This is a genomic window from Micrococcus sp. GPGPB33, assembly GCF_037853785.1.
GTDB lineage: Bacteria > Actinomycetota > Actinomycetes > Actinomycetales > Micrococcaceae > Micrococcus > Micrococcus luteus.
In genome coordinates this window covers 2,223,340-2,248,992 of sequence record NZ_JAQMWO010000002.1, presented here as the reverse complement: position 1 = coordinate 2,248,992, position 25,653 = coordinate 2,223,340, and the positions used below count along the sequence as shown (strand labels likewise).

The window sequence follows — 25,653 nt, the reverse complement described above, 5'->3', positions numbered from 1 at the left end:
GTCGTCAGTCGACGGCTGTGCTTGGCAAGAGATTCCACCCTTCGCCGATCTCCGGCAACACGTCGGAGAGGACAGCGATTTCCGTGGCCTTTCCCACCCGGTGAGCGGAATAGTTCAACTCGAACTCACGCCTTCTGCGTTTCTCGTAAAGGTCGGCAACCTGGGGGGCGTTGTCGTAGGTAAGGAGCCAGGGCCGGTCAGCGTGCTCGTTGAGGACTCGCGCCAGAGCCTCGTGGTCCGCCGGTGCGAAGGCGTTGAGGTACAGAGAACCGGCCTTCTCGAAATATGGCGGGTCTGCATAAATGAAGGTATCGTCCCGCTTTGCGTATTCGTGGATTACGTCTATGCCGTCGCGTGATGTAGCAACGATACTCTCCGAGTAGAGTGAGAGGATTCTGATTCTCTCCGCCAGCCCTTGGCGGTTGAACCGTGCGTCAATCTTATAGTTTCCGGTCTGGTTGAGGCCACCGATCGGTCCGCCATTGAGGACGCCTGATCTGTTGGTGCGATTGAGGTAGAAGGTTGCGAATCCGAGTTCTAGGAGTTGGGATGTGTCAGCTGCGGCGTATATCTCCCGCTGCCGTCTCCATTCCTTGACATCCAGTTTGGCCTTGTGGATTTGTTCGATCAGCCAGCCAGCCTCCCCTTGAACGGTCGACCAGAAGGCATGGATGGCGGGATCAAGATCATTGATGACGACACGTTCAACCTGGCCGGTTACAAGGAGTCCGAGTCCAGCACCAACACCTCCCGCGTAGGGCTCAACGTAGGTGCATCCTGCAAGATCCATATCGCGGATCATCTTCCGCAATCTGGAATACAGAGCGGACTTCCCGCCGGGATACCTGAGGGGTGAGACCCGTGGCCGGCGGGTGGAGATTCGAATGCTTGCAGTGGTCATGGCTTCATCAGGTGTCTCATCAAGGAATCAATCGACGCCCACATTGAGAACGCTTGGTCGGCATCAACCATGAAGTGGTGATTGTGGTTGATGGCATTGAGGGAATCGCCGGAGTTGGTGTAGACGACGAGCTTGCCGGTTCGTACTCCCTCGATCACCTGGATCAGGTAAGTGGGTCCATTGGTCTTTACGTAGTCCAAGAGCCAGTTCAGTGCGTGTCCGAGTTGCACCCGACCATTCTGGTTGTTTCCCGTGGCCTTGATGTCGATGGATTTCGCCTCGGCGAAGGCCTTGATCGACTTCTCCAAGACTGCGCGCGTCATGAGGAAGGTTCCGTTCGGGAACTTCTGAACATCAACCTCAGACAGTTCGCCTAGCAGCGACTTGAGCGCTTCTGGGTATGAGTCGGGAGCCTTGACCTGGCCCAGGTCGAGGTTGCGCGGCTTCTTCTTCTTGGCGGGAGGTGCCTTCTTCGTGGTCGGCTTGTTCGTCGGCGCTGAGCCAGTGCCGCTCCCGGTGCCGGTCGTTCCGCCAAGCCCAGCCGTTCCTCCGGTGCCAGTGGTTCCGCCTGTGCCGCCGGGTACCCCCGTGGTTGTCGTCCCGCCGGATGCGCCGCCAGAACCCGCGGTTGAACCAGTGCCACCGGCAGGCGCCGCGACGTCATTGGCGTCCGCTACGATTTGGCGGAGTTCTTTCATCAACTGTGTGTAGCGAGGGCTGCTGACGGAGTTCAGGCTGCGGGTGTTGATGTTCTCCTCGAACATGCCCCGCACGATGGCCGTGGCGATGTCTTTGAAAGTTGCATCCGAGATGGTCTTGGAAATATCGCCGTTCGTGTCCATCGCGAGTCCGGTGAGAGCAAGGAACTCTTTGGATTCGTAGATGCGCGCCAAGGTAGAGAGGCCCCTTGCCCACTTCTTCGTCGCCAAGAAGTCTTGGAGTTCAGCATCTTCGTACTTGACCGATTTGAAGAGGTTGATGATGTGGGCGCGAAAGACAAACTTGCGGACGTCGATGGTCGGGTACCGCACGAGCAGGTCGCTGAGCTTCCTGCCGGAGTCGATCTGTGCCTGGAAGAAGGCAGCTTGCCTGCTGGGACTCCACGCTTTCCGCAGGTTGCCGGTGTGGATTGCCGCGATGAGCTGGTCGGCTTCGGTCTGGTTGGGAGCGACCATGACCCGCACCTTCGAGAGGGCGGTCCGGTCCGGCAGCACGGATGCTTGTGCGGAAATCCTGGCCTGGAAGTCAGGCACCAGCATAGGGTTTTGGATCGCTTTGAGCGCCGCGAGGCGGCGGTTACCTTCAACCATTACGTACTTGCCGCGGCGCTTGAGTACGACGGGTGTCTCGTGAGTCAGGTAGCCGATCTTGCAGATGCCTTCAACGAGCCCGAGTGCGTCTTCATTGACGAAGAGGTCTTCGATGATGTCTGCTTCGACCTTGGCGTCGGCTATCTCCAGGCGAACGTTCTTCGGGTCGAGGTGAACTTCTTTCAGAACATCCAGCTCGATCGTGGGCCATTTGGACGTGTCTAGCATGCGCTCGGACTCCATCCGTTCGCTGTGCTTGTCGGTCCACGCTGTGGCCTACCTGCCATGCGATTCATCCCCCTTCGGTGCCCCTGCGCCGCGCACGTAGTCGAGGACATCGCTTCGCACGAAGCGCCAGGCGCGGCTGACCTTCTCCCCAGGAAGGGAGCCTGCGCGCGCCAGTGCGAGCACAGTCTTGGTTGAGACTCGCAGCAGTGCTGCTGCCTCCTCCGCAGTCAGAACTTCCTGTTCTTCCGCCATCTTCCCATAGCCTCCTTGAGCGGGACGCATCTTCACACTAGCTGTTGTGGGTCATGAGGTTCTTGCCACGGGGTACGGGCTGAGATGAGACGAGCGGGCCTCTCCCGCAGGATGGAAGTTCCTCAACAACCCACCAGCCCGAAAAGACCCACTCATGACTCACGCTAACGCACCCCTGACCCCCACCGGCCGTCTCAGGATGGTCCACCGCCACCTGCACGACGGGATCCCGCAGGCACACGTTGTGAATCGCTCCGGGTCTGGTGGAGGCTCTGATCCAACGGAAGGATGCAGAGCATGCCCGCACCACGGAAGTACCCCGACGAGCTCCGCGAACGCGCCACGCGGATGACGCTGGAAGCCCGTCAAGACCCCGCCACGAGGACCGGAGCATTCCGCCGCGTAGGAGAACAGCTCGGGATCAATCCCGAGACGCTGCGCAACTGGGTCCGCCAAGCCGAGATCGACCACGGCCACCGCCCCGGAATCACGACCAGCGAAGCCGTCCGGGTGGCCGAGCTGGAGAAGGAGAACCGTGAACTACGGCGGGCGAACGCGATCCTGCGCTCGGCGTCGGCTTTCTTCGCGGCGGAGCTCGACCGCCCACAGCGCTGATCGTGGACTACATCGACGAACACAAACACGCGTTCGGTGTCGAGCCGATCTGCGCCACGCTGTCCGCGGCAGGCACACAGATCGCACCGAGCACGTACTACGCGGCCAAGACGCGCCCTCCTTCAGTGCGCAGCCTGCGCGATGAGCAGGTGCTCGTGGAAATCCGGCGGGTGCATGAGGCCAACTACGGGGTCTACGGGGCCCGGAAGGTCCACGCGCAACTGCGGAGGGAGGGCCTGCAGGTGGCCAGGTGCACGGTGGAGCGGCTCATGCGAGCCGCAGGCCTGCGCGGGATCAGCCGCGCGAAGGGACCGAGGACCACGGTCCCAGGCCGCGGCCCGGATGAGCGTCAAGACCTGGTCCAGCGAGACTTCACCGCGGCGGCTCCGAACCAGCTGTGGGTCGCTGACATCACCTACTGCCGCACTTTCAGCGGATGGGTGTACGCCGCGTTCATCATCGACGTGTTCTCCCGACGGGTGCTGGGCTGGCAGCTGTCGAAGTCGCTGCGCACGGACCTGGCCCTGGACGCGTTGGAGATGGCGTTCTGGACGCGTCAGCGCGCAGGCCACGACGTGGCCGGGCTACGGCATCACAGCGATAAACATCACAGCGATAAAGGAGTCCAGGGTGGATTCAATCGGTCGTCGCAACACCCTCTCTGAATCACTGGAGGTATGGGCGATGGCAAGCAAGGACTGGGCGAGGAAGATCAGTGACGTGCCCGAGGGGACACGTCGACAGTGGAGAGCGGATCGGGCCTTGCGGGCCCCGATGCGCTCTCCTGGCAGGCCGCAGCCCTCACGGGAGGTCCAACGCCAGTTCTGGCGTGTGATCGCCACCGGCGTTACGACGGTCGAGGCATCCCTGACTGTGGGCGTGTCCTGGCCCGTCGGGGCGCGCTGGTTCCGTCACGCTGGCGGGATGACCCCGCTGTCCTTAGCCGAGCCCACCGGCCGGTATCTGTCCTTCGCTGAGCGTGAGGAGCTCGCGATCCTCCATGCCCAGGGCCAGGGGGTCCGTCAGATCGCACGCACGCTGGGACGTGATCCCGGCACGATCAGCCGTGAGCTGCGCCGTAACTGCGCCACTCGTTCCGGGAAGCAGGAGTACCGGGCCACGGTGGCGCAGTGGAAGGCCCAGGAAGCTGCCAGGCGGCCCAAGCCGGCGAAGCTGGCCACGAACCAGCGACTGCACGACTACGTCCAGGCACGGCTGAACGGGATGGTCCTGGGCCCCGATGGCGTGGCCGTGCCGGGACCGGTCGGGGCCGGTTTTAAGGGGCGGAAGATGAAACCGCGCCGGGCGGATCGTCGGTGGTCTACGGCGTGGAGCCCTGAGCAGATCAGCCGCCGGCTGCGCCTGGAGTTCCCTGATGATGAGTCCATGCGGATCTCTCATGAAGCGATCTATCAGTCGCTGTTCATCCAGGGGCGTGGGGCGCTCAAGCGTGAGCTCGTCGCGTGCCTGCGTACCGGGCGGGCTCTGCGCGAGCCGCGGGCACGTTCCCGGAACAAGCCCCAGGGCCATGTCACCGAGGATGTGGTGTTCAGCAAGCGCCCACCCGAGGCCGCTGATCGTGCTGTGCCCGGGCACTGGGAAGGGGACCTGATCATCGGGACCGAGCGTTCAGCGATCGGGACTCTGGCCGAGCGCAAGAGCCGGGCCACGATCCTGGTCCGCTTGCCCCGCCTGGAGGGATGGGGTGAGCGGCCGCCGGTGAAGAACGGGCCGTCGCTGGGTGGGTACGGGGCCGAGGCGATGACCGCGGCCCTGATCAAGGCGATGGCGACGGTGCCGGAGCAGCTGCGTCAGAGCTTGACGTGGGATCGGGGCAAGGAGCTGGCCGGGCATGTCCAGTTCACGATGGCCACGGGCACGAAGGTGTTCTTCGCTGACCCCCACTCGCCGTGGCAGCGGCCGACGAACGAGAACACGAACGGGGTGCTGCGGCAGTACTTCCCCAAGGGCACGGACCTGTCGAGATGGTCGGCCGAGGACCTCGCAGCAGTCGCGTACACGCTGAACAACAGGCCCAGGAAGGTCCTGGACTGGAAGACTCCCGCGGAGGTCTTCGCCGAGCAGCTACGCTCGCTCTCAACGCACGGTGTTGCAACGACCGGTTGAACCCGCCCAGTACGTCGCCGTGCGATACACCCAGCGGCTGGCCCAGGCCGGCGCAGTCGCCTCAGTCGGCTCGACGGGGGACTCGTATGACAATGCCCTCGCGGGGGCGTTCAACTCGCTGTTCAAGGCGGAGCTGATCCGGAACAAGGGGCCATTCAAGTCCATCGAGGACCTGGAGATCGCGGTCGCGGAGTACATCGACTGGTTCAACCATCGTCGTGTGCACGGCGAGATCAGGCTGGTCCCTCCGGTCGAGTTCGAGGACGTCTACCATCATGAGAACCCCGTGCCGGCGCCCGCCGGGACGGCACTTACGAGCCTCTAACAAACCCGGGGCGATTCACGGCTGCTCATCTGCCATTCCCGCAACCGTCACGGCAAGGTCTACCCGTACTTCGTGTGCTCAGGCCGGCACGGCGATACGAGCGGTTGCACCCGGCAGGCCGTGCTCATCGAGGACGTGGAGCGACTGATCGGGGGTTACTACGAGACCATCCAGATCGACGGACAGACCCGGCAAAACGTCGCCGGGATGCTCCACGCCACCTTCGACCGGCTGATGGCTGCCGACGTCAAGGAGTTGGCCGGCCTCGCCGCTGACCGTGATCGTCTCGACAACGAGCGGGTCAAGCTGCTGCAAGCGCACTATGCCGACGCCGTGCCGCTGGACCTGCTCAAGCAGGAACAAGCCCGCATCGGCGCTGAGCTGGAGACGATCAACAATCGGATCGCTGCACACCACGACCAGTACGCCGAGGCTCGCGCGAACTTGGAGGACTCGATCGGGCTGCTCGCACACGCGGCGGACATCTACCGGCGGTGCGACGACGCGAACCGTCGTCTGTGCAACCAGGCGTTCTTCACCGCCATCTTCATTGACGACGACGGCGAACCCCGCGTCGAGTACCAGCGGCCCTACGACACGCTCTGCGATCCCGAGGTCCAGGCCAACGCCTTGAACTGGGCGGCCGAAGCAAAGGAGAAGGGCGAGGTCCAAACCCAAACCAGAGCGGTGACTCTGGTCGAGGGTTTGAACCTCGCCCGTTCAGGGTGAGCGACGGGGATTGAACCCGCGACCTTCTGGACCACAACCAGACGCTCTGCCGACTGAGCTACGCCCACCATGTCTGCTTCACACGGACGGATCCGCGCGGCGCAGCGGGGTCCACAGTACACGAGATCCCGCGCAGCGCCGAATCGGGGCAGTGGGGCCGGGAGTGCCTGCTCAGGCCTGCGCCCCGGACACCACCTCCGCGATGGCGCGGGCCTCCTCCGTGGTGGGGCCGGGGGCGGGGGCCATGACGGCGGCCCGGTAGTAGCGCAGCTCGGTGATGGAGTCCTTGATGTCCCCGAGGGCGCGGTGGCCGCCGGTCTTGGCGGGGGCCTGGTAGTAGGCGCGCGGGTACCAGCGCCGGGCCAGCTCCTTCACGGTGGACACGTCCACGATCCGGTAGTGCAGGTGGTCGACGACGGCGGGCATGTAGCGGGCGAGGAACAGCTTGTCCTGGCCCACCGTGTTGCCGGCCAGCAGGCCCTTGCCGGCGGGCACGCGGGCGGCGATGTACTCGAGGACGCGCGCGGCGGCGTCGTCGAGCTCGAGGCCCTCCGCGAGCTCCGGCAGGAGGCCCGAGGTGGTGTGCATGTCCCGGACGAACGGGTCCATCTGCTCGAGGGCGGCCGCGGAGGGACGGATCACCAGGTCGATGCCCTCGTCCAGGATGTTCAGCTCGGCGTCCGTGATGAGCACCGCCACCTCGACGAGCTCGTCGACCTGGGGGTGCAGGCCGGTCATCTCGCAGTCGATCCAGACCAGGGGGCGCTCTCCGGCGCGGGGGTGCTCGTCTCGCTCATGCCCCCAGGCTACTCGCGTGTCACGATGGTAGATTCGAGCGAGCCGCGCCCTCGCGCGCCCACGCAGGACCGCACGGAAGGACCCGTCGCATGAGCGTGTCGACCCCGCGTCCGTCCGGGTCCACGGCCCACCGGCCGGAGTACGTCGGCGTCGGCGGCCTCCGCGCGGACCCCCAGGTCGCCGGCGCGGACTGGTGGCCCATCCTGGTGGGGACCCTCGGCTCCCTCCTCCTGGTGGTGGGCTCGTACTCCGTCGGCTGGCTGGCCTCGGCCTCCCCGATCAACCGCTGGCAGTGGCTGATCCCGTGGCGCACCCAGGAGACCGGCGTGCTGGCCGGCACGGTGCTCCTCACCCTCGGCTGCTGGGTGATGTTCTGGGCCTGGCTGCGGCTGGGCCAGACGATCCGCCCCTTCGGCCGCGGCGCTTTGCGCACGGTCAACCTCGCCACCGTCCTGTGGTGCCTGCCCCAGGTCGTGGCACTGCCGATCTTCAGCCGGGACATCTTCGCCTACGTGGGGCAGGGCCGTCTCATGGTGGCGGGGCAGGACCCCTACGTGGACACGATCTCCTCGCTGTCCAACTGGTTCCAGCTCGGAGCGGACGCGACCTGGGCGGACTCCGAGACCCCGTACGGTCCGATCTTCCTGTGGATCGAGCAGGCCGTCGTCGCGATCTCGGGGGACATGAACCCGGACCTGGCGATCTTCCTGTTCCGCCTGGTGGCGGTGGCCGGCGTCGCGCTGATCATGGTCTTCGTGCCGCTGCTCGCCCGCCGGCTGGGCGTCAACGGTGCGTGGGCGCAGTGGATCAGCGCCGCCAACCCGCTCTTCACCATCAGCTTCGTCGCGTCCGGGCACAACGACGCCCTCATGGTCGGCCTCGCCCTGGCCGGCACGTGGTGCGCGCTGCGCGCCGGACATCCGCTCCGCCCCCAGCGACCCGGGCAGTCCGTCGCGTGGGGGGTGGCCGGCGTCGTGCTGGTCACCCTGTCCCTGGGCATCAAGCCCATCACCCTCGTGCTGCTCCCGTTCATCGGCCTGCTGTGGGCCGGCCCGACGGCCCGATGGCCGCGCCGGTTCGCCTTCTGGGCCCTCACCGCCGGGATCTCCTTCGGCCTCATGGCCCTGGTGGGCGTGCTCAACGGCTTCGGCTTCGGCTGGGTGGCCGTGATGGTCGGCACGGGCACGGGCACCGTGCCGTGGGGGCCGATCGGCATGCTGTCCCTCATCACGGTGGGGGCGAGCGAGCTCCTCGGGCAGGGGGCGGACGTGCAGGCCGTCGAGGGGGTGTACAAGACCGCCGGACGCGTGCTCTCGGTGCTCATCGTGCTGGCCCTGATGTTCCTCGGCCGCCAGGACCGCGTGATGACGCGCATGACCTGGGCGTTCACCGCGCTGGTGATCCTCTCGCCCATCATCCAGCCCTGGTACCTGTTGTGGCTGCTCCCGTTCTTCGCCGTGATCGGCATCCGGGACAACTGGCAGATCAAGTGGGTCGTGTTCACGGTCGGCTACTTCCTGGCGTTCGGCGCGTCGGACCAGCTCTTCACCTGGCAGTTCCTGGACATCGCGGACCAGGTCAAGGCCGTGTCCCTGATCGTCTCCGCCGTGTGTCTGCTGTGGATCCTCGTCGTGGACCGCCGCACCAGCCGGTTCGTGAAGGACCACTGGCACGTGCGCCCCGCCGTGCGCGCCGGCCTGGCCCGGCTCCGTGGCGCCCCTCGACCCGTGGAGCCGGGGAGTGAGGCCCGCCGCCCCCGCGACGACCGGCGCCCGAGGGCCCCGTCCGAGCCGCGTGGCGGCGCAGCCCGAGCCGGAGGCGGCCGTCCGCCGGGGCACGTGGGCGTCCGTGCTCATCACGGTGGGCTCCTGGGGCGTGGGGTGGCTGCCGATGACGCCCGACTCGGTGTTCTCCGGCACCACCCTGCTCAACCCGCTGCGGGTCTACCTTCCCGGCGTGCTGCTCAGCACCGTGCTGCTGGCCGCCGGCTCGCTGCTCCTCGTCCGATCCTGGCTCGAGCTGGGCCGCGCGCTGCGGGGCCGCTGGGAGGAGCACGGCCGGCTGGTGGCCCACGCCGCCTGGTGGTGGTCCGCCCCGCTGATGCTCGCGCTGCCGATCTTCTCCCGCGATGTGTTCTCCTACCTCCAGCAGGGCCGGCTCCTCGCGTCGGGTCTCGACCCGTACTCCCAGGGCGTGTCCGCCCTGCCCGGCTGGTTCATGCAGGGGGCGGACTCCATCTGGGCCGAGTCCCCGTCCCCCTACGGGCCGCTGTTCCTGCTGTTCGCCGAGACGACGTGGCGGGCCACGGGCGGCAGCATCGAACTGTCCGTCACGGCGTTCCGCCTCCTCGCCCTGGCGGGCCTGGCACTGTGCCTGTGGGCGGTGCCGCGGCTGGCCGCCGTCGCGGGCCGGTGCGGGCCGTGGGCCACGTGGGTGGCCGTGGCGAACCCGTTGTTCCTGCTCTACATGATCGCCGGCGCGCACAATGACGCGCTGATGTCGGGGCTGATGCTCGCGGGCATCCTGCTCATGGTCCGCCCGCCCCGCCGCCGCGTGCATGCGCTGTGGGGGATCGTGCTGATCGCCCTGTCCGTCGCGATCAAGCCCCTGACAGCTTTGGTGCTGCCCTTCGTGGCCCTGCTCCTGCCCACCGGCTGGGCCCGGTTCCGCGCGGCCGATCCGCGCCTGCGCCGGCGGGACCGGCTCGGCCCGTGGTTCACGACGGCGGTGATCTCCCTGGCCGTCCTCACGATCCTCGGCGCCGGCTCCGGCCTCTGGTTCGGCTGGGTGCCGGCCATGCTCACGAGCGGGGACGCGGCGTTCCCGTACGCTCCCGTGGGCCTGCTCGGCCTGCTGCTCGGCGCGGTCGTCGAAGCCGTGACGCCCCTGGGGGCGCGCGACGTGGCCGCGGCCTTCTACACCGTGATGACGGTGGCGGCCCTCGGCTTCACGGCGTGGCTGGCCCTGCGCCGCCGCCCCCTGGACCCGGTGTTCAGCGCGGCGGCCGTGCTCGTGGTGGCCGTCGCCACCGCCCCGATCATCCAGCCGTGGTACCTGCTCTGGGTCCTGCCGCTGCTGGCGTGCGCCCTCCGCCCGCTGCCGTGGGGCGCCGACCATCCCCGCTGGCTCGGGTGGGTCACCGCGCTCGCGGTGCTGCTGCTCACCGGCGTCGGCGTGGTGGACCAGCTCTCGGTGGCACAGTGGCTGCCGGTCCTGGCCGTCCGCGTGTTCACCCTCGTCCTGATGCTCGCGGGGATCGGATGGATCATCCACCGCGATCCCGTCACCGCGCCCCTGTTCCCCGGGCGGCGGCGTCCTCCCCTGGAGGTGGTCGAGCCGCGGGCCGAGGCGGCGTCGTCGACGCCTCCGGAGGCGGGCGTGCCGCCGGACGCACCGCCCGACGGGCCGCCGTCGACCGCCTCGCACTCCGCCTCCTCGTCCACCCGCATCCCCCAGGAGAGACCGTGACCTCCCACCCCCGCAGTCCCGCCCCGACCCGCCCGAGCGCCCGCTGGGTCGGCCTGCTCGTCGGCCTGACCGTGGTGGCTGCCGCCGTCGGCGTGCTGACCAAGCAGTGGTGCCGCGTGAACGGCTGGGCGGCCCCCGGCGTGCACGCGCACATGTGCTATTCGGACTTCGCCCAGCTGTTCCCCACGCGTGGCCTCTCCGACGGCCACTTCCCCTTCTACACGCCGCTGCCGCCCGAGCAGTGGATGGAGTACCCGGCGTTGCTGGCCGTGGTCGCGGGTGTGACCATGTGGTTCGTGCCCGTCTCCGGCGACCTGCACGAGCGCACCGTGACCTACTTCGACGTGAACGCGATCGGCGTGGTGCTGTGCTGGATCGTGCTGGTCGTCGCGACCGCGTACACCGCCCGCGGTCGCTCCCGGGACGCCCTCCTCGTGGCCCTGGCCCCGGGGATCATCCTCACCTCGATGCTCAACTGGGACCTGTGGGCCGTGATGCTGGCCGCCCTGGCCCTGTGGGCGTGGACGGCGGGCCGTCCGACCCTCGCCGGCATGCTCATCGGACTCGGCACCGCCACGAAGCTGTACCCACTGTTCTTCTTCGGCGCGATCTTCGTGCTGGCGCTGCGCACGGGCCGCTGGGCCGGGTTCGTGAAGGCGGCCGTGGCCGGGGCGGCGGCCTGGCTCGCCGTGAACCTCCCGTTCATGCTGACGGCGTTCGACCAGTGGTCCCGCTTCTACACGTTCTCGGGGGACCGCGCGGTCTCCTTCTCCTCGACCTGGCTGGCGCTGGCCTGGACAGGATGGTCCGGGGAGACGTTCACGACGCTCCAGAACGGCCTGTTCCTGGTGTGCTGCGCGGGGATCGCCTACCTCGCCCTCGCGGCGCGGCACCGTCCGCGCATGGCCCAGCTGTGCTTCCTGATCGTGGCGTCCTTCATCCTGTGGGGGAAGGTGTACTCGCCGCAGTTCGTGATGTGGCTGATCCCGCTCGTGGTCCTCGCGACGCCGCGGTGGCGCGCGTTCTGGATCTGGCAGGCCGTGGAGGTCTACCACTGGGGCGGGGTGTGGATGGAGTCGGCCCGCATCACCTCGGACGGGGCGTTCGCCGGCGGCGCCTGGTGGATCACCGCCTGGTACGCCTCGGGGATCGTGGCGCACATCGTCGCCCTCGTGTGGCTCATGACCACGGTGGTCAAGGACGTCCTGGACCCCGCCCGTGACCCGGTGCGCCGCACCGCCCTCGACCAGGGCGCCCCCGAGATCGCCCCGGGGGTGGCGGAGGACCCACACGCCGGCGTCTTCACCGGTGCACCTGACCGACTGCTCCTGCCCCCGGCCGGACGCGGCCTGCAGCCGCTCGGCGGGTCCGCGGACCGCTGACGGCGGGGCGGGTCCGCCGACGCCGTGGGGCGCGGCTCAGCGGTGTTCGAGGTACGTCGTGCAGGTGGGCGAGACCGCGCGGTCCGGGTGGTGCAGGACGACGACGTCGCCCGCGGACCAGACCCGCTCGAAGCCGAGCCGCTCGGCGCGGGCCAGTGCCTGCTCCGGGGTGAGGGGGTCCCAGCCGCCGAGCTCGGGCACCGAGGTGTCCACGATCATCCACGTGGCCAGTTCGTCTCCGATGTCCCCGTGCAGCCCGACGTGGGTGCGGGCCGTCAGGTGCGGCACGGCGTTGTCGGCGGCCTCGACGCACACCCCGTCCGGGATCAGCGCGACCGCGTGGTCGAGGTCGCGGGCGTGCTGCGTCATCGTCATGTCGCCGACGATCGTGCGGTGCAGCGGGTACACCTGCGGGAAGAACGCGGTGCCGATCAGACCGGCGGCCAGCGCCGTGGAGACGAGGACGGCGGGCAGCCGGCGCAGCGTGTCCCGGCGTCCGGCCAGCCGGTGGGCCGCCTCGAGCGCGGCCATGAGCAGCAGCGGGGCGAGGATCGCGTCGTACTGGTACACGGGGGCCCACACGTTGAGGCGGTCGTTGAACAGCCGCGAGAGCAGGATCGGCAGGGCCATCAGCGTGAGCGGGCTCAGGACCGGCAGGAACAGCAGCGGGACGAAGTGCAGGAGCCAGAGGGCCACCTTCAGCGGGTGGTCGAACAGCACCGCGACGGCGTTCCACGGTTGGGTCAGCAGGAACAGGACCGAACTGCGCATGTCCGGGCCCAGGGCGGTGAACTGCCAGTAGCCGAACGCCCCGGTGGGGGAGTAGTGGGGGATCACCACGGACGTGGCGAACCAGTAGCCGAGCACACCCAGCACGGCGGTGACCGCGGCCTGCGGCCAGAAGCGCCGGATCGCCATCACCAGGGCCACGGCCAGCAGGGTCACGCCCATGTCCTCTCGGACCGTGAGCAGCAGCGCCGCCAGGCCGGTGGCGAGCCACGCCCGCTGCCCGTCCAGGGCCCACACGAGCCAGGCGAGGATCGGCACGCCGAGGGTGACCTCGTGGAAGTCCCAGTTCACCATCGCCTGGAAGGGCCAGGAGAGCAGCAGGGCGGCGACGGCGGCCAGGGCCACCCCGTGTCCCGTGCGACGACGGGCGAACAGGTACACCGGCACGGCGGACGCGGCGAGGGCCAGCGCCATGACCACGCCGAGCATGCGGGGGTCCGGCCACACCCAGTAGAAGGGGGCCAGCAGCGCGAGGATCGGGTGGAAGTGATCGCCGAGGATGTGGAAGTCCACGCCCTTGACGGAGCTGAGGGGGGCGTTGAACAGCGCGTACTGCCGCACCACCTGGTCGAAGATGCCCAGGTCGTAGCCCTTGGCCTCGTAGGTGGCGTACCGCAGGAAGGAGTGCGTCACGTACAGGGCCGCGGCCGCGACGAGCAGGGCGGCCAGCTGGACGCCCTCGCGACGGGTCACACGGACCTCGGGGACGGCGGGTCGCGGGGCGCGGAGCCAGGAGCGCAGACGGTCCAGGACGGTCTCCTTCGGGCGGTCGTCGGGCGTGCTCGGACGGCTCCGCCCCTGGTCTGGGTGCCCCAGGAGGGATTCGAACCCCCGACCGGCGGATTAGAAGGCCGCTGCTCTGTCCAGCTGAGCTACTGGGGCTGGGCCGTGTCAGTCTAACGGCCGCCGGCCGCGGCGCCGTCGGCTCCTGCACAGTCGCCCGGGGACCTCCGCGCGTCCCCAGACCGGCCCCGATCCTGCCGGGGTGCCCCGCGGTGGGGTTGTCTGGCCATGGCGGATCAGCCGATGCGCCGACGACCCGCCCCGGCGCCCACCGGGGCCCAGCCCAGGAGGCACACCATGCAGGACCTCATCACCGTGCGCGGCTTCGTGGCCACGGACCCCGCCACCCGCCACACCGCATCGGGGGCCGCCGTGACCGGCTTCCGCCTGGCCACCACCGAGCGGCGCTTCGACCGCGAGACCGCCGAGTGGGTGGACGCCCACACCAACTGGTACAGCATCTCGGCGTTCGGCCAGCTCGGCTCGAACACCGCCCAGTCCGTGAAGAAGGGCAACCCCGTGATCGTCACCGGTCGACTCCGGGTCCGCGACTGGTCCTCGGGCGATCGCTCCGGCACGTCCGTGGACGTGGTGGCGGACGCCGTCGGGCTGGACCTGGGCTTCGGCTCGGCGGCGTTCCAGCGCAGCCAGCGCGCGGCCGTGCCGCGCCCCGAGTCGGCCCCGCGCGACGACGCGTCGGGCGGACGGGCCGGCGCGGTCGGCGACGGGTTCAGCGCGGGCCTGCCGGACGGGTTCCAGGGTGGCGACGCCCCGGCCTCGCCCGGCCCGGACGAGTCGGACGCGGGCGCCCCCGAGCGCGAGCCGGCGGCGGCCGGCGTCGCCTGACCACGGGGCGGCACGGAGGGGGAGCGGGCTCGGTGGTCGCGGGATCGGCACGATGAGTGGAATCCCGCGGCCACCGACTAGCCTGGGCCGCATGGCGGAATTCATCTACACGATGGTCAAGGCCCGCAAGAAGGTGGGCGACAAACTGATCCTGGACGACGTCACCATGTCGTTCTACCCCGGGGCGAAGATCGGCATGGTCGGCCCCAACGGCGCCGGCAAGTCGACGATCCTGAAGATCATGGCCGGGCTGGACGAGCCCTCGAACGGCGAGGCGCGGCTCTCTCCCGGCTACTCGGTGGGCATCCTGATGCAGGAGCCCAAGCTGGACGAGTCCAAGACCGTGCTCGAGAACGTCCAGGAGGGCGTCGGCGAGATCTACGGCAAGATCCAGCGCTACAACCAGATCTCCGAGGAGATGGCGAACCCGGACGCGGACTTCGACGCCCTCATGGAGGAGATGGGCGAACTGCAGTCCGCCATCGACGCCGCGGACGCGTGGGACATCGACTCCCAGCTCGAGCAGGCGATGGACGCCCTGCGCACGCCCCCGGGGGACGAGCCGGTCACAAACCTCTCCGGTGGCGAGAAGCGCCGCGTCGCGCTGTGCAAGCTGCTGTTGGAGAAGCCGGACCTCCTCCTGCTCGACGAGCCCACCAACCACCTGGACGCCGAGTCCGTGCTGTGGCTCGAGCAGCACCTGGCCTCCTACCCGGGCGCCGTCATCGCCGTCACCCACGACCGGTACTTCCTCGACCACGTCGCGGAGTGGATCGCGGAGGTCGACCGCGGCCGCCTCTACCCGTACGAGGGCAACTACTCCACCTACCTGGAGACCAAGCGCGCCCGCCTCGAGGTGCAGGGCAAGAAGGACGCCAAGCTCGCCAAGCGCCTGGCCGATGAGCTCGACTGGGTCCGCTCCAACACGAAGGGCCGCCAGGCGAAGTCCAAGGCCCGCCTGGCCCGCTACGAGGAGATGGCGGCCGAGGCCGAGAAGACCCGCAAGCTGGACTTCGAGGAGATCCAGATCCCGCCGGGCCCGCGCCTGGGCACCGTCGTGATCGAGGCCAAGGACCTGAAGAAGGGCTTCGGGGACCGCGTCCTCATCGACGGCCTGTCCTTCTCCCTGCCCCGCAACGGCATCGTCGGCGTGATCGGCCCGAACGGCGTCGGCAAGACCACCCTGTTCAAGACCATCGTCGGTCTCGAGCCCCTGGACGGCGGCGAGCTGAAGATCGGCGAGACCGTGAAGATCTCGTACGTGGACCAGTCCCGCTCCAACATCGACCCCGAGAAGTCGCTGTGGGAGGTCGTCTCGGACGGCCTGGACTACATCAAGGTCGGCAACGTCGAGATGCCCTCGCGCGCCTACGTGTCCGCGTTCGGCTTCAAGGGCCCGGACCAGCAGAAGAAGGCCGGCGTGCTCTCCGGCGGTGAGCGCAACCGCCTGAACCTGGCCCTGACCCTCAAGGAGGGCGGCAACCTGCTGCTCCTCGACGAGCCCACCAACGACCTCGACGTGGAGACCCTGACCTCCCTCGAGAACGCGCTGCTCGAGTTCCCGGGCTGCGCCGTCGTCGTCTCGCACGACCGCTGGTTCCTGGACCGCGTGGCCACCCACATGCTGGCCTACGAGGGCACCGCGGAGGACCCGGCCAACTGGTACTGGTACGAGGGCAACTTCGAGTCCTACGAGGCCAACAAGGTCGATCGGCTCGGCCCCGAGGCCGCCCGCCCGCACCGGATGACGCACCGCAAGCTCACGCGCGACTGAGCCGACGCGCCCCCGGGCGCCGCGCCGACGACGGCCCGCCGCGATCACGTGATCGCGACGGGCCGTCGTCGCGCCGGGGCGGGGTCAGCGCCGCCAGCTGCGGCGCAGCACCGTCCGCAGGGCCATGCGCTGGGCCGCGCCACGCACGCGCGCCCGCCGGGCGGCGGCCCCCTCGGGCAGGCGGATCATGCCCTCCTGGGCGACCGTGGCCACGAGCGTCCCGTCCTCGGTGAACACGGCGCCCGTGCCGAGGCCGCGCGCGCCCTGGGCGCTGGGGGAGTCCTGGACGTAGAGCAGCCACTGGTCGACGCGGGCGGGCCGGTGGAACCACATCGCGTGGTCCAGGGACGCCACGGACATGCCGGGCTGGATCCAGGCGACGCCGTGCTGCCGCAGGATCGGCTCGAGAAGCGTGTAGTCCGAGGCGTAGGTGAGCGCCGCCCGGTGCAGCGCGGGGTCGTCGGCCAGCGGCGTGAACGTCTTCATCCACACCATGTTGCGGTTCTCGGTCTCCGGGGCCGGGTCCACGTAGAGGGCCGGGGTGACGTGACGGATGTCGAACGGCCGGGCCCACGCCCACTCCTGAGCCACGGGGTGGTTGATGCCGCCCAGCACGTCCGCTGTCGTGGGCAGGTCCTCGGGCCGGGGCACGCCCTCGGGCATGGCCACCTGGTGGTCCAGCGCGCTGCCGGCGGGTTCCTGGAAGGAGCAGGTCAGGGCGAGGATGGCCTTCTCGTTCTGAGAGGCCAGCACCCGGCGGACGGAGAAGGAGCGGCCGTCCCGCAGCGTCTCGACGGTGAACGTGATGGGCTGCAGCGCGTCCCCGGGGCGGATGAAGTAGCCGTGGAGCGAGTGGGCGGGGCGGGCGCCCGGCACCGTGCGGGAGGCGGCCGCCAGCGACTGGGCGAGCACCTGGCCGCCGAACACCCGGCCGCGCGTCTGCCGGGGAGTCGTGCCCGTGAAGCGGACCTGACCCGTCACCGGGTCCGGCGCGGCCGGCGTCAGCTCCAGGATCCCGCGCAGCACGTCGGTGGGGTCCTTCGGGGCCGAGGCCGGACGGCCCGGTGCGCGACTGGGGCGGGGACGGGGATGGCGCTGCGGCACGAACGGCTCCTTCGACGTGGATGGACCCCGCGACGGCGGGGCGGCCCGGGACGCGACGGACCTGGGACAATGCTTGCATGACCGAGCACTCCGCCGCCGCACCAGTCCTCCGCTTCGTCGACGACCGCGCTGTGCGGGACCTCGAGCAGCTGGCCACCCGCGCCCGTCGCGTCGCCGACACGGGGATGCGCCTGCACGTCGTGCCTGAGGCAGGGCGCTCCCGCACCCCGATGCTCGCCCAGTGGGTCTCCGTGCTGCAGCCGGCCGGGCTCGGAGACGGGGTGCCCGTCGTCCTGGGGCTGCGCACCGTGCCCCTGGCGACCGCCGACGGCGTGGCGGACCTGGACGCCGTCGTCGCCCTGGGCTCCGTCACCGAGCGCACCGCCCGGATGCGCGGCCAGGACCCCGTCGACCTGGCGTTCGCCGTGCCGCCGGGCCGCGAGCACGTCACCTGGACCGCGCTGACCCCGCCCCGCGGCGGCTGGACGCCCGTGGCCGAGGTCGCCGACGAGGAGCTGGCCGAAGTGGCCACGCGCGGCGCCGACGCCGTGCGGGACGCCCTGCCCGAGAACCCGGGGGAGGCGCTGGTCCGCAAGATCCGGGCGCAGATGTGGGGACCCCTGCTCGGGGGCGACGCTCTGCAGTTCCCGGCCGGCATGGCCTTCGGCGCGCACGCGCTGGGCTTCCTGCGGCCCGGCGGCCGCGCCCGGCTCAGCACGGCGGGGCCATGGACGCGCCTGGACGCCCCCGGCGGCTTCGTACTGGGCCGCCCCGCCATGGCGGTGTGAGCCCGCGCCCCATGTCGGGGCGCGGACCGCGGGCCGGTCAGGCCGAGTTCTGCAGGGAGTGGGCGGCCCGCTCCAGGTAGTCCCAGAGTTCGGCCTCGTGCAGCGGTGACAGCTCCAGCGTGTCCACGGCGGCGCGCATGTGCCGCAGCCACGCGTCGCGCGCGGCCGGGTCGATCCGATACGAGGCGTGGCGCATGCGCAGGCGGGGGTGGCCGCGCTCCTCGGAGTACGTCCGCGGTCCGCCCCAGTACTGCTCCAGGAACATCAGCAGCCGGCGCTGGGCGCCCTCGAAGTCGTCCTGCGGATACATCGGGGCGAGGATCTCGTCTTCGCGCACGCGGGCGTAGAACTCGGCGGTCAGCCGGTCGAAGGTCGGGCGGCCGCCGACGGCGTCGTAGAAGCTGGTGGCCTGACCGGGCGCGGCCGGGGTCCCCGGGGTCGCACCGGCGGGGCCCGCCGCGGCGTCGCGGGCGCGCACCTGCTCCACCGGGGCGGGCGTGCCCTCCTGCATCACCGGCTCGACCTCGGTGGGCCGCTCCGCCAGGCCCGTCACACGGGACGGGCCCTTGGCGACGCGCGGCCGCAGCACCGCCAGGGGGCGCCCAGGCGCGCGGAGTGGTCCGGCAGCGTCGGCGTGCCGGTGGGCAGGGCCTCGGGGCGGACCGGCTCGACGGTGACCGGGGCCGAGAGCGAGTTCGCGATGAAGCACAGCCGGTGCGCCTCGGCGTGGAGGGCCTCGGCCCGCTCCCGGTCGGCCTCGTCCTGCAGCGTGACCTCGGGCCGCAGCGTGATCGCGATGAACCGCCCGGCGCCGTCGCCGTCCACCTCGAGCTCGCCCTCGACCCCGCACGTCATCCCCGTGACCACGACCCCGGAGGTCGCCGCGACATGGAGGTACGAGAGCACGTGGCACTCGGCGAGCGCGCCGAGCAGGAGGGTCTCCGGGTTCCACTTCGAGTCGTCGCCGCGGAAGGGGCGGGCGGCCGAGGCCTGGATCTCGCCGACGGCGGCGTCCTGGATCACCACGGAGCGGTCGTAGTCGCGGACGCCGGAGGTGCCCGAGCCGCGGTCGCCCGTCCACTCGGTGCGCAGGGAGAAGGTGTGCTTCATGGGTTCCAGCCTAGCCAGCCCGCGCCTCGACGGCGGCCGGGGCGGTGCTGGAGGGCATCTTCCGTGGAATGCCCACCAGCACCGCCCCGCAGGCGCCAGCAGAGGCGTCAGCCGCGGCTGCCGCCGCCGTCCGGCTCAGGCCCCGGCGTGGACCTGATGCACGTGCGCCGTCGCGTGCTCGCGCGCGGCCAGGGCGCGGACGGTCTCGTCCCGGCCCTCGGCGAGGACGCGGGACAGCCCCGCGCGGGTGCCGGCCAGCCGCTCGGACAGGGCGGTGGCGCGGTCGGCGATCTCCCGGGTGACCTGGGCGGTCGGGTAGCCCAGCGTCGCGGCGGTCTCGGCCATCTCGTGAGAACGGGAGTCCCACATCGCCTCGACGCCCTCGAAGTAGGCGTCCGCGAAGGGCGCGATCAGCGCGGCGTCATGGACCCGGGCGAACCCGATCAGGGCCTGGCGCTGCTCCGTGTTGGACAGTTCGCCGGCCATCACCCGGTCCCAGACCGCGCGCTTCGCCTCGGCCGTCGGCACGGCGGCCCGGGCCTGGATCGCGGCGAGCGCGCCCGTGGCGGTCGCGTCGGCGCGCTCGGCCTCGGCGATCTCGGCCTCCCCGGCGCGGCCGGCCGCCACCAGCGCGGTGAGCAGCTCCCAGCGCAGGTCCGTGGTGAGGTCCAGCCCGGGCACGGTGCGGGTGCCGTCGACGAGGGCGGACAGGCGGTCCAGCTGCGCCGTGGTGCGCGCGTGCAGGGCGAACGCCTTGACGAACTGCAGCTGGTTGTCCGAGCCGTCCTCGGCCTCCGCGACGAGGCCCCACAGACGGTCGGCCGCCGCGACCCGCACGGCCTCGGCCTGGTCCTCGGGCAGGTACAGGCCGATCGCCGTCGCGAGCTGGCGCAGCAGCGTCTGCACCACGGAGGAGTCCCGCTCGTGGCCGACGTTGGCGAGGACGAGGTCGACGAACCAGGCGGCGGAGGCCTCGCCGTCGCGCACGGTGTCCCAGGCCGCCCCCCACAGCAGCGTGCGCGCCAGGGAGCCGTCCACATCCTTCAGACGGGTGGACGCGGCCTCCCACGAGGCGTCGTCGAGGCGCAGCTTGGCGTAGGCCAGGTCGTCGTCGTTGGGCAGGATCACGGCGGGACGACGGCGGGCGGCGGCCTCGACGACCTCGGTCACCTCCCCGGCCACGTCGAGCTCGAAGCGCTCGGTGCGGATCAGGCGGCCGGTGGCCTCGTCCACGTCGTAGAAGCCCACGGCCAGACGGTGGGGGCGGAGCACGTCGTCGCCGGGCGCCGACGGTGAGCCGTCCGGGGCGCTCTGGCGCAGACGCAGCGCGGTGATGGTGCCGGCCTCATCCGTCTCCACCTCGGTGCGCAGCGTGTTCACGCCCGAGGTCTCGAGCCACACGCGGGTCCATTCGGACAGGTCGCGGCCGGACGCGGCCTCGAGCTCGGTCATGAGGTCCGGCAGCTCCGTGTTCTGCCACGCGTGCTTGGCGATGTACGCGCGGACGCCGACCATGAAGTTCTCCTGGCCCACCCAGGCCACGAGCTGGCGGAGCACCGAGGCGCCCTTGGCGTAGGTGATGCCGTCGAAGTTGACGAGCACGTCGTCGAGGTCGCGGATCCGGGCCTTGATGGGGTGCGTGGAGGAGAGCTGGTCCTGGCGGTAGGCCCAGTTCTTCTCCATGGAGGAGAAGGTGGTCCAGGCGCCGGTGTACTGCGTGTTCTCAGCGGCGGCGAGCGTGGACATGAACTCGGCGAACGACTCGTTGAGCCACAGGTCGTTCCACCAGCGCATGGTGACCAGGTCGCCGAACCACATGTGGGCGAGCTCGTGGAGGATCGTGATGGCGCGGCGCTCGATCAGCGCCTCCGGCACGGTCCCGCGGAAGACGTACGACTCGAGGAAGGTCACACAACCGGCGTTCTCCATCGCGCCGGCGTTGAACTCGGGCACGAACAGCTGGTCGTACTTCTCGAACGGGTAGGCGTGGCCGTACTGGGCCTCGAAGAACTCGAATCCCTGGCGGGTGAGCTCGAAGACGTTCTCCGCATCCAGGTGCTCCACCAGCGACGCGCGGCAGTAGACGCCGAGGGGGATCGTGCGGCCGTCGGCGCTGGTCAGCTCCGAGTGCACGGAGGCGTACGGGCCGGCGACGAGCGCGGTGATGTAGGAGGATGCGCGGGGTGGGCTTGAACTCCCAGACCGCGGCGTCCACCCCCTGCGGGTTCTCCTCGTTCGCCACGACGCCGAGGGTGCGGCGGGAGGCCTCCGGCTGGTTGGACACCACGGCCCAGTGCGCCGGCGCGGTCACCGTGAAGCGGAACGCGGCCTTGAGGTCGGGCTGCTCGAACACCGCGAACATGCGGCGGGAGTCCGGCACCTCGAACTGGGTGTAGAGGTAGACCTCCTGGTCCACGGGGTCCACGAACCGGTGCAGGCCCTCGCCGGTGTTGCTGTAGTCCCCGAGCCCGTCGACCACGAGGGTGTTCTGCGCCGCCAGCGGGCCGATCCGCAGTCGGGCGCCGTCGAAGTCCGCCACGTCCAGGGCCTCGCCGTTGAGGGTCACCGTGGGAGCCTGCTCCGCCACGAAGTCGATCCACGTGTGGGTGCCCACCGCGTCCTGCGTGGCCGCGAACGTCACGGTGGTGGCCGTGTGGAAGTGCTCCGCTCCGCGGGTGAGGTCCAGGCTCACCTCGTACGCGTCCACGGTGAGGGCGGCCGCGCGCGCGGCGGCCTCTTCGCGGGTGATGTTCATGGCGGCGGCGGTGGTCACGGTCGGACTCCTCCTGGGGTCGGGTGGATGCGGCACGGCCGGGCGCCTGTGATGGGGGCCATGGCACGGTGCTCCCCAGTGTGCCACCTGGCCCGGGCGTCGTGGACGGCCGCGGAAGGGCGGGCCGGCCGGCGTGCTCAGCCCCCGATCTCGGCCAGTCGGGTCGCCGCCGCACGCAGCACCTCAGCCACCTCGGGCACGCGTGCCGGTGGCATCCGCTGCTCGGCCGCCGAGGCGGTGAGGGACACCTGGGGGATGCCTCCCGTCCGCGCCGGGACGCCACAGGCGACTCCGGCCACCCCGGGCACGACCGGCACACCGCCGCACCACCCCTGCTCGTCCATCTGACGCAGCAGGGTGTCCAGCAGGTCGTGCAGGGCCCCGTCATCCGTCAGGTTCCAGCGGCGGGGAGGCCGGGCGACGACCGCGTCCACTTCCGCTCGCCGGCGCTCGGGCGGCAGGGAGGCCAGGAGCGCGATGCCGGCGTACCCGGCGGCAAGCCGTTTGACCTCGCCGACCTCCACGGTGAAGACGCGCACAGGGGAGTCGCCGTCGCATCGCAGGAGGTAGGCCACTCCGCCCGCAACCCGTGCCGCCAGGTAGACCGTGTCCCCCAGCTCGTCCGCGGCGGCCTGGACCACGGCCCGGCTGCCCTCGCGTTCGATCAGGCACCGCGGCGTCACCGGTTCGAATCCGACCGGGCCCCACCGATCACCGAGTGCATAGGCGGCTCCGCGCCGGGTCACGGCACCCTCCTCCGCCAGGTCGGCCAGCAGTCGATGGGCGGTGGGCTGGGGCAGGCCCGTCCGCTGGACGAGCTGGCTCAGCCGCAGGCCGGCGGGTCCGGCCTCGTGCAGCAGGCGCATCACGAGGGCGGCGCGGGGCAGGACGCCGGTGGGTGGGGTCAGAGGGGTCACCGGTCCATCGTGCCGCAGCTCCGGCGTCGGAGCCAGTTCCATCTGATGGACTCAATGATTGCCGCCCCTGCTTGCATTATGAGAAATGCACACGCCATGCTGGGACATGTAGGGTGCGTCGCATCGCGGGTGTCGGGTCCAATAGTCCACATATTGGTTTCCAGGAGGAGCCTCATGCCACTGACCGCATCGACCGTCACGCGCACCGTCAGCGTGGACGGTGCCTCCGTCACCTGCCACGACTCGGTGACACCCGGGGAGCTCGACCGGCCTCTCGTGCTGGTCCACGGCACGGGCGGGACGACCGCCTCGCACTTCGGCCACCTGTTCCCGATGATGGCCACGCGGACGCGCGTCATCGCCGTGGACTGGGCGCCGACGGCCGACCCCGCCGCAGACCTGACCGTCGACCTGCTGGTCGGCCAGGTGCGGGCTGTCGTCGACGAGCTCCTCGGCCCCGACGCCGCGTTCGACCTGCTGGGCTACTCACTCGGCGCCGTCGTGGCCGGGCAGCTGGCCGCCGACCTCGGTCGCCGTGTGGAGAACCTCGTGCTCGTGGCCGGCTGGGCGACGACGGATGTCCACCAGCGCCTGCGCAACGAGGTCTGGCGGCACCTGTACGCCACGAGCCCTGATGCCCTGGCCCGTTACACGGCCTTCTGCGGCCTGTCCCCGCTGGCCCTGCGCTCCCTGACCCCGGCCATGCTCGACGGGGCGCTCGCCTCCCTGACCGCGGACGAGTTCACCGCCCGGCAGATGGACCTGAACGCCCGCGTGGACGTCGCCGACCGTCTCTCCGCCGTCACCGCGCGGACACTGATCGTCTCCTGTGCCGAGGACATCATGGTCCCGCCCCATCACCAGTACGAGCTGCTCGGCATCATCGACGACGCGCGGCTGACGACCATGACGAGCGGCCACGCCTTCTTCCTCGAGCGCCCGGCCGAACTCATGCAGATCGTCGACCTGTACCTGCGCGAGCCCGACCGCCACCCGGCCGGCGCGATCATCCCCGAGACCCACGCCTGAGAGAGGGGCCAGCCATGACCACCGCCATGACCACCACCACCGACGTGCGCCCCGCACCGCGCGACGAGTCCGCCGAGATCCTCATCATCGGCTCCGGATTCGCCGGCCTCGGCATGGGCGCCCAGCTGCGGCGTCACGGCCGCGAGGACTTCCTCATCCTGGACCGCGCCCAGCAGGTCGGCGGGACCTGGAGGGACAACACCTACCCGGGTGCCGCGTGCGACGTCCCGAGCCACCTCTACAGCTTCTCCTTCGCGCCGAACCCGCAGTGGTCGGGCTTCTACACACCGGGTCCGGAGATCCAGGACTACCTCGTGCGCTTCTCCGAGGACGAGGGCCTCACCCCGCACCTGCGTCTCGGGGCGGACATGCTCGAAGCGCACTGGGACCCCGAGACGGAGCGGTGGACGGTGCGGACCCCGCGCGGGACCTACACGGCACGCTGGCTCATCATGGGCACCGGGCACCTCGCCGACCCCCGCCTGCCGGACGTCCCGGGTCTCGACGCCTTCGAGGGCGAGGTCATCCATTCCGCCCGCTGGGACCACACGGTGGACCTGAAGGGCAAGCGTGTCGCCGTCATCGGCACCGGCGCCTCCGCGATCCAGATCATCCCCGAGCTGGCGGCGACGGCGGCCGAGCTCGTCGTCTTCCAGCGCACCCCCGCGTGGGTCACCCCGCGCGTGGTCAAGCCGTATTCCGCGGCCGTGCGGCGCATGTTCGAGCGCGCCCCGCACACCATGCAGCGCGAGCGCGACGACATCTTCTGGTTCGCCGAGTCGAGCTATGCCCAGCGCCGCGGTGTGCCGGCCGCACTGGACCAGGTCCGGGCCCAGGCCCTCGGGCACCTGGCCGCCGCGGTCTCCGACCCCGAGCTCCGCGAGCGCCTCACGCCGCGGTACCTGCCGGGCTGCAAGCGGGTGCTCGTCTCCAACGACTACTACCCGGCCATGGCCCGGGACAACGTCACCCTGGAGGACAGCGCGCTGGACCGCGTCGAGGGGAGCCGGCTGTTCGGCGTGAGCGGTCACGGGTACGAGGTCGACGTCGTCGTCCTCTGCACCGGCTTCGAGGCGGCCCAGCCGCCGTTCGCCGAGCGCGTCCACGACGGTGAGGGCCGTTCCCTGGCCGATCACTGGAGCAGCGGCATGGCGGCGTTCGACTCCACGGCCGTGGCGGGATTCCCGAATCTGTTCGCCATCAACGGGCCGAACACCTCGCTGGGGCACAACTCGATCGTCTACATCATCGAGTCGCAGATCGCGTACATCGTGGAGGCCCTGGACCGGGTGGAGCACGAGGGAATCAGGACGATGGTCCCCGAGACACTCGCCCAGGAGGAGTACGTGGACCGTCTCCAGGAGCGGGCCGCCACCTCGGTGTGGCTCGTGGACGGCGGCTGCCACTCCTGGTACGTCGACCCCCGTTCGGGCAAGTTGACGCTGATCTGGCCCGACTACGCCTACGACTTCCGCGCCCGCAACGGCCACTTCACCGGGGAGGGCTTCCTCTCCTCGGCGAGCGGGGAGCCCGAGCCCATGCCGGTGCGCGAGCCCGAGCGATCGGTCGCGCTGATCTGAGCCGGCCCGCCCCGGGGCAGGGGGT

At 70.3% G+C, this 25,653-nt stretch carries 21 protein-coding genes, 2 tRNA genes, 2 pseudogenes and 1 other annotated feature; of the genes and pseudogenes, 13 read left to right on the top strand and 12 right to left on the bottom strand.

What is annotated here, in order from left to right; translation table 11 throughout:
- Positions 1-4: 4 nt before the first annotated feature.
- Genes POD19_RS10635 through POD19_RS10625 form a run of 3 tightly spaced genes read right to left on the bottom strand, consistent with a single transcriptional unit; the run spans position 5 to position 2,691 of the window.
- Positions 5-901, bottom strand: a complete 897-nt coding sequence (locus POD19_RS10635) for a DNA adenine methylase (RefSeq protein ID WP_051995169.1) — start codon at positions 899-901, stop codon at positions 5-7.
- Positions 898-2,454 (bottom strand): hypothetical protein, encoded by a 1,557-nt coding sequence (locus POD19_RS10630; protein ID WP_144818393.1) that lies wholly within the window; start codon positions 2,452-2,454, stop codon positions 898-900. Before POD19_RS10630 ends, POD19_RS10635 begins: the two co-directional genes overlap by 4 nt.
- Positions 2,455-2,487: 33 nt before the next feature.
- Complete coding sequence (locus POD19_RS10625) at positions 2,488-2,691, bottom strand: helix-turn-helix domain-containing protein (RefSeq protein ID WP_080695906.1); 204 nt, start codon at positions 2,689-2,691, stop codon at positions 2,488-2,490.
- 297 nt (positions 2,692-2,988) lie between these two features.
- Here POD19_RS10625 and POD19_RS10620 point away from each other — a divergent pair, with 297 nt between their 5' ends.
- The 5 genes from POD19_RS10620 to POD19_RS10600 all read left to right on the top strand — a co-directional run bounded on the left by POD19_RS10620 (position 2,989) and on the right by POD19_RS10600 (position 6,487).
- The gene (locus tag POD19_RS10620) at positions 2,989-3,306 is read left to right on the top strand and encodes a transposase (protein WP_036316833.1); all 318 of its coding nucleotides are present in this window, start codon (positions 2,989-2,991) and stop codon (positions 3,304-3,306) included.
- Positions 3,267-3,395, top strand: a sequence feature (AL1L pseudoknot). It overlaps the preceding gene by 40 nt.
- A complete protein-coding gene (locus POD19_RS10615; protein ID WP_161664812.1) occupies positions 3,309-3,971 on the top strand; it encodes an IS3 family transposase in 663 nt (220 codons plus the stop codon). Its footprint overlaps the feature before it by 87 nt.
- Before the next feature lie 19 nt (positions 3,972-3,990).
- Complete coding sequence (locus POD19_RS10610) at positions 3,991-5,433, top strand: IS30 family transposase (RefSeq protein WP_426316928.1); 1,443 nt, start codon at positions 3,991-3,993, stop codon at positions 5,431-5,433.
- A gap of 19 nt (positions 5,434-5,452) precedes the next feature.
- Positions 5,453-5,758, top strand: coding sequence for an IS3 family transposase (locus POD19_RS10605; protein ID WP_161664814.1), 306 nt, complete (start codon positions 5,453-5,455; stop codon positions 5,756-5,758).
- Positions 5,759-5,878: 120 nt separating this feature from the next.
- Positions 5,879-6,487, top strand: coding sequence for a hypothetical protein (locus tag POD19_RS10600; RefSeq protein ID WP_051995309.1), 609 nt, complete (start codon positions 5,879-5,881; stop codon positions 6,485-6,487).
- Here POD19_RS10600 and POD19_RS10595 read toward each other — a convergent pair.
- Together POD19_RS10595 and orn are read right to left on the bottom strand one after the other, a co-directional pair.
- Positions 6,483-6,555 (bottom strand) — tRNA-His (locus tag POD19_RS10595). The genes POD19_RS10600 and POD19_RS10595 overlap by 5 nt on opposite strands.
- 103 nt (positions 6,556-6,658) lie before the next feature.
- Entirely contained in the window at positions 6,659-7,225 is a 567-nt protein-coding gene (orn, locus tag POD19_RS10590; protein WP_340309463.1) for an oligoribonuclease, read from the bottom strand.
- A 149-nt stretch (positions 7,226-7,374) separates the two neighbouring features.
- On the opposite strand from orn, the pseudogene mptB (POD19_RS10585) reads away from it, so the two are divergent.
- The 3 genes and pseudogenes from mptB (POD19_RS10585) to POD19_RS10575 form a co-directional block, all read left to right on the top strand.
- Positions 7,375-8,730, top strand: a pseudogene (mptB, locus tag POD19_RS10585) (polyprenol phosphomannose-dependent alpha 1,6 mannosyltransferase MptB); the annotation flags it as partial.
- Positions 8,731-9,175: 445 nt separating this feature from the next.
- A complete protein-coding gene (gene mptB, locus POD19_RS10580) occupies positions 9,176-10,753 on the top strand; it encodes a polyprenol phosphomannose-dependent alpha 1,6 mannosyltransferase MptB (RefSeq protein ID WP_254184108.1) in 1,578 nt (525 codons plus the stop codon).
- Positions 10,750-12,135: a glycosyltransferase family 87 protein gene (locus POD19_RS10575; RefSeq protein ID WP_095353774.1), complete on the top strand. Its 1,386-nt coding sequence runs from the start codon at positions 10,750-10,752 to the stop codon at positions 12,133-12,135. Before mptB (POD19_RS10580) ends, POD19_RS10575 begins: the two co-directional genes overlap by 4 nt.
- A gap of 36 nt (positions 12,136-12,171) precedes the next feature.
- Here POD19_RS10575 and POD19_RS10570 read toward each other — a convergent pair whose 3' ends face one another.
- Positions 12,172-13,617, bottom strand: coding sequence for a DUF2079 domain-containing protein (locus POD19_RS10570; protein ID WP_060974243.1), 1,446 nt, complete (start codon positions 13,615-13,617; stop codon positions 12,172-12,174).
- Positions 13,618-13,732: 115 nt separating this feature from the next.
- Positions 13,733-13,806: transfer RNA gene (locus POD19_RS10565), tRNA-Arg, on the bottom strand.
- A 198-nt stretch (positions 13,807-14,004) separates the two neighbouring features.
- Between POD19_RS10565 and POD19_RS10560 the strand changes: the two genes are divergently transcribed.
- Positions 14,005-14,553 (top strand): single-stranded DNA-binding protein, encoded by a 549-nt coding sequence (locus tag POD19_RS10560; protein ID WP_036316845.1) that lies wholly within the window; start codon positions 14,005-14,007, stop codon positions 14,551-14,553.
- Positions 14,554-14,644: 91 nt separating this feature from the next.
- Positions 14,645-16,327, top strand: coding sequence for an energy-dependent translational throttle protein EttA (ettA, locus tag POD19_RS10555; RefSeq protein ID WP_060974242.1), 1,683 nt, complete (start codon positions 14,645-14,647; stop codon positions 16,325-16,327).
- An 84-nt stretch (positions 16,328-16,411) separates the two neighbouring features.
- Here ettA and POD19_RS10550 read toward each other — a convergent pair whose 3' ends face one another.
- Positions 16,412-17,431: an acyl-CoA thioesterase gene (locus tag POD19_RS10550; protein ID WP_036316850.1), complete on the bottom strand. Its 1,020-nt coding sequence runs from the start codon at positions 17,429-17,431 to the stop codon at positions 16,412-16,414.
- A 77-nt stretch (positions 17,432-17,508) separates the two neighbouring features.
- Between POD19_RS10550 and POD19_RS10545 the strand changes: the two genes are divergently transcribed.
- Positions 17,509-18,219 (top strand): hypothetical protein, encoded by a 711-nt coding sequence (locus tag POD19_RS10545; RefSeq protein WP_044659098.1) that lies wholly within the window; start codon positions 17,509-17,511, stop codon positions 18,217-18,219.
- Positions 18,220-18,256: 37 nt separating this feature from the next.
- On the opposite strand, the gene POD19_RS10540 is transcribed toward POD19_RS10545, so the two are convergent.
- The 4 genes and pseudogenes from POD19_RS10540 to POD19_RS10525 all read right to left on the bottom strand — a co-directional run bounded on the left by POD19_RS10540 (position 18,257) and on the right by POD19_RS10525 (position 23,019).
- Entirely contained in the window at positions 18,257-18,730 is a 474-nt protein-coding gene (locus POD19_RS10540; protein WP_158184944.1) for a globin, read from the bottom strand.
- 38 nt (positions 18,731-18,768) lie between these two features.
- Positions 18,769-19,329, bottom strand: coding sequence for an OsmC family protein (locus tag POD19_RS10535; protein ID WP_340309462.1), 561 nt, complete (start codon positions 19,327-19,329; stop codon positions 18,769-18,771).
- Positions 19,330-19,464: 135 nt separating this feature from the next.
- Positions 19,465-22,084, bottom strand: a pseudogene (pepN, locus tag POD19_RS10530) (aminopeptidase N).
- A 155-nt stretch (positions 22,085-22,239) separates the two neighbouring features.
- Entirely contained in the window at positions 22,240-23,019 is a 780-nt protein-coding gene (locus POD19_RS10525) for an IclR family transcriptional regulator (RefSeq protein ID WP_036316862.1), read from the bottom strand.
- A gap of 174 nt (positions 23,020-23,193) precedes the next feature.
- On the opposite strand from POD19_RS10525, the gene POD19_RS10520 reads away from it, so the two are divergent.
- Together POD19_RS10520 and POD19_RS10515 are read left to right on the top strand one after the other, a co-directional pair.
- Complete coding sequence (locus tag POD19_RS10520) at positions 23,194-24,048, top strand: alpha/beta fold hydrolase (protein WP_049146105.1); 855 nt, start codon at positions 23,194-23,196, stop codon at positions 24,046-24,048.
- A gap of 14 nt (positions 24,049-24,062) precedes the next feature.
- Positions 24,063-25,628, top strand: a complete 1,566-nt coding sequence (locus tag POD19_RS10515; RefSeq protein ID WP_222114838.1) for a flavin-containing monooxygenase — start codon at positions 24,063-24,065, stop codon at positions 25,626-25,628.
- Positions 25,629-25,653: the final 25 nt, after the last annotated feature.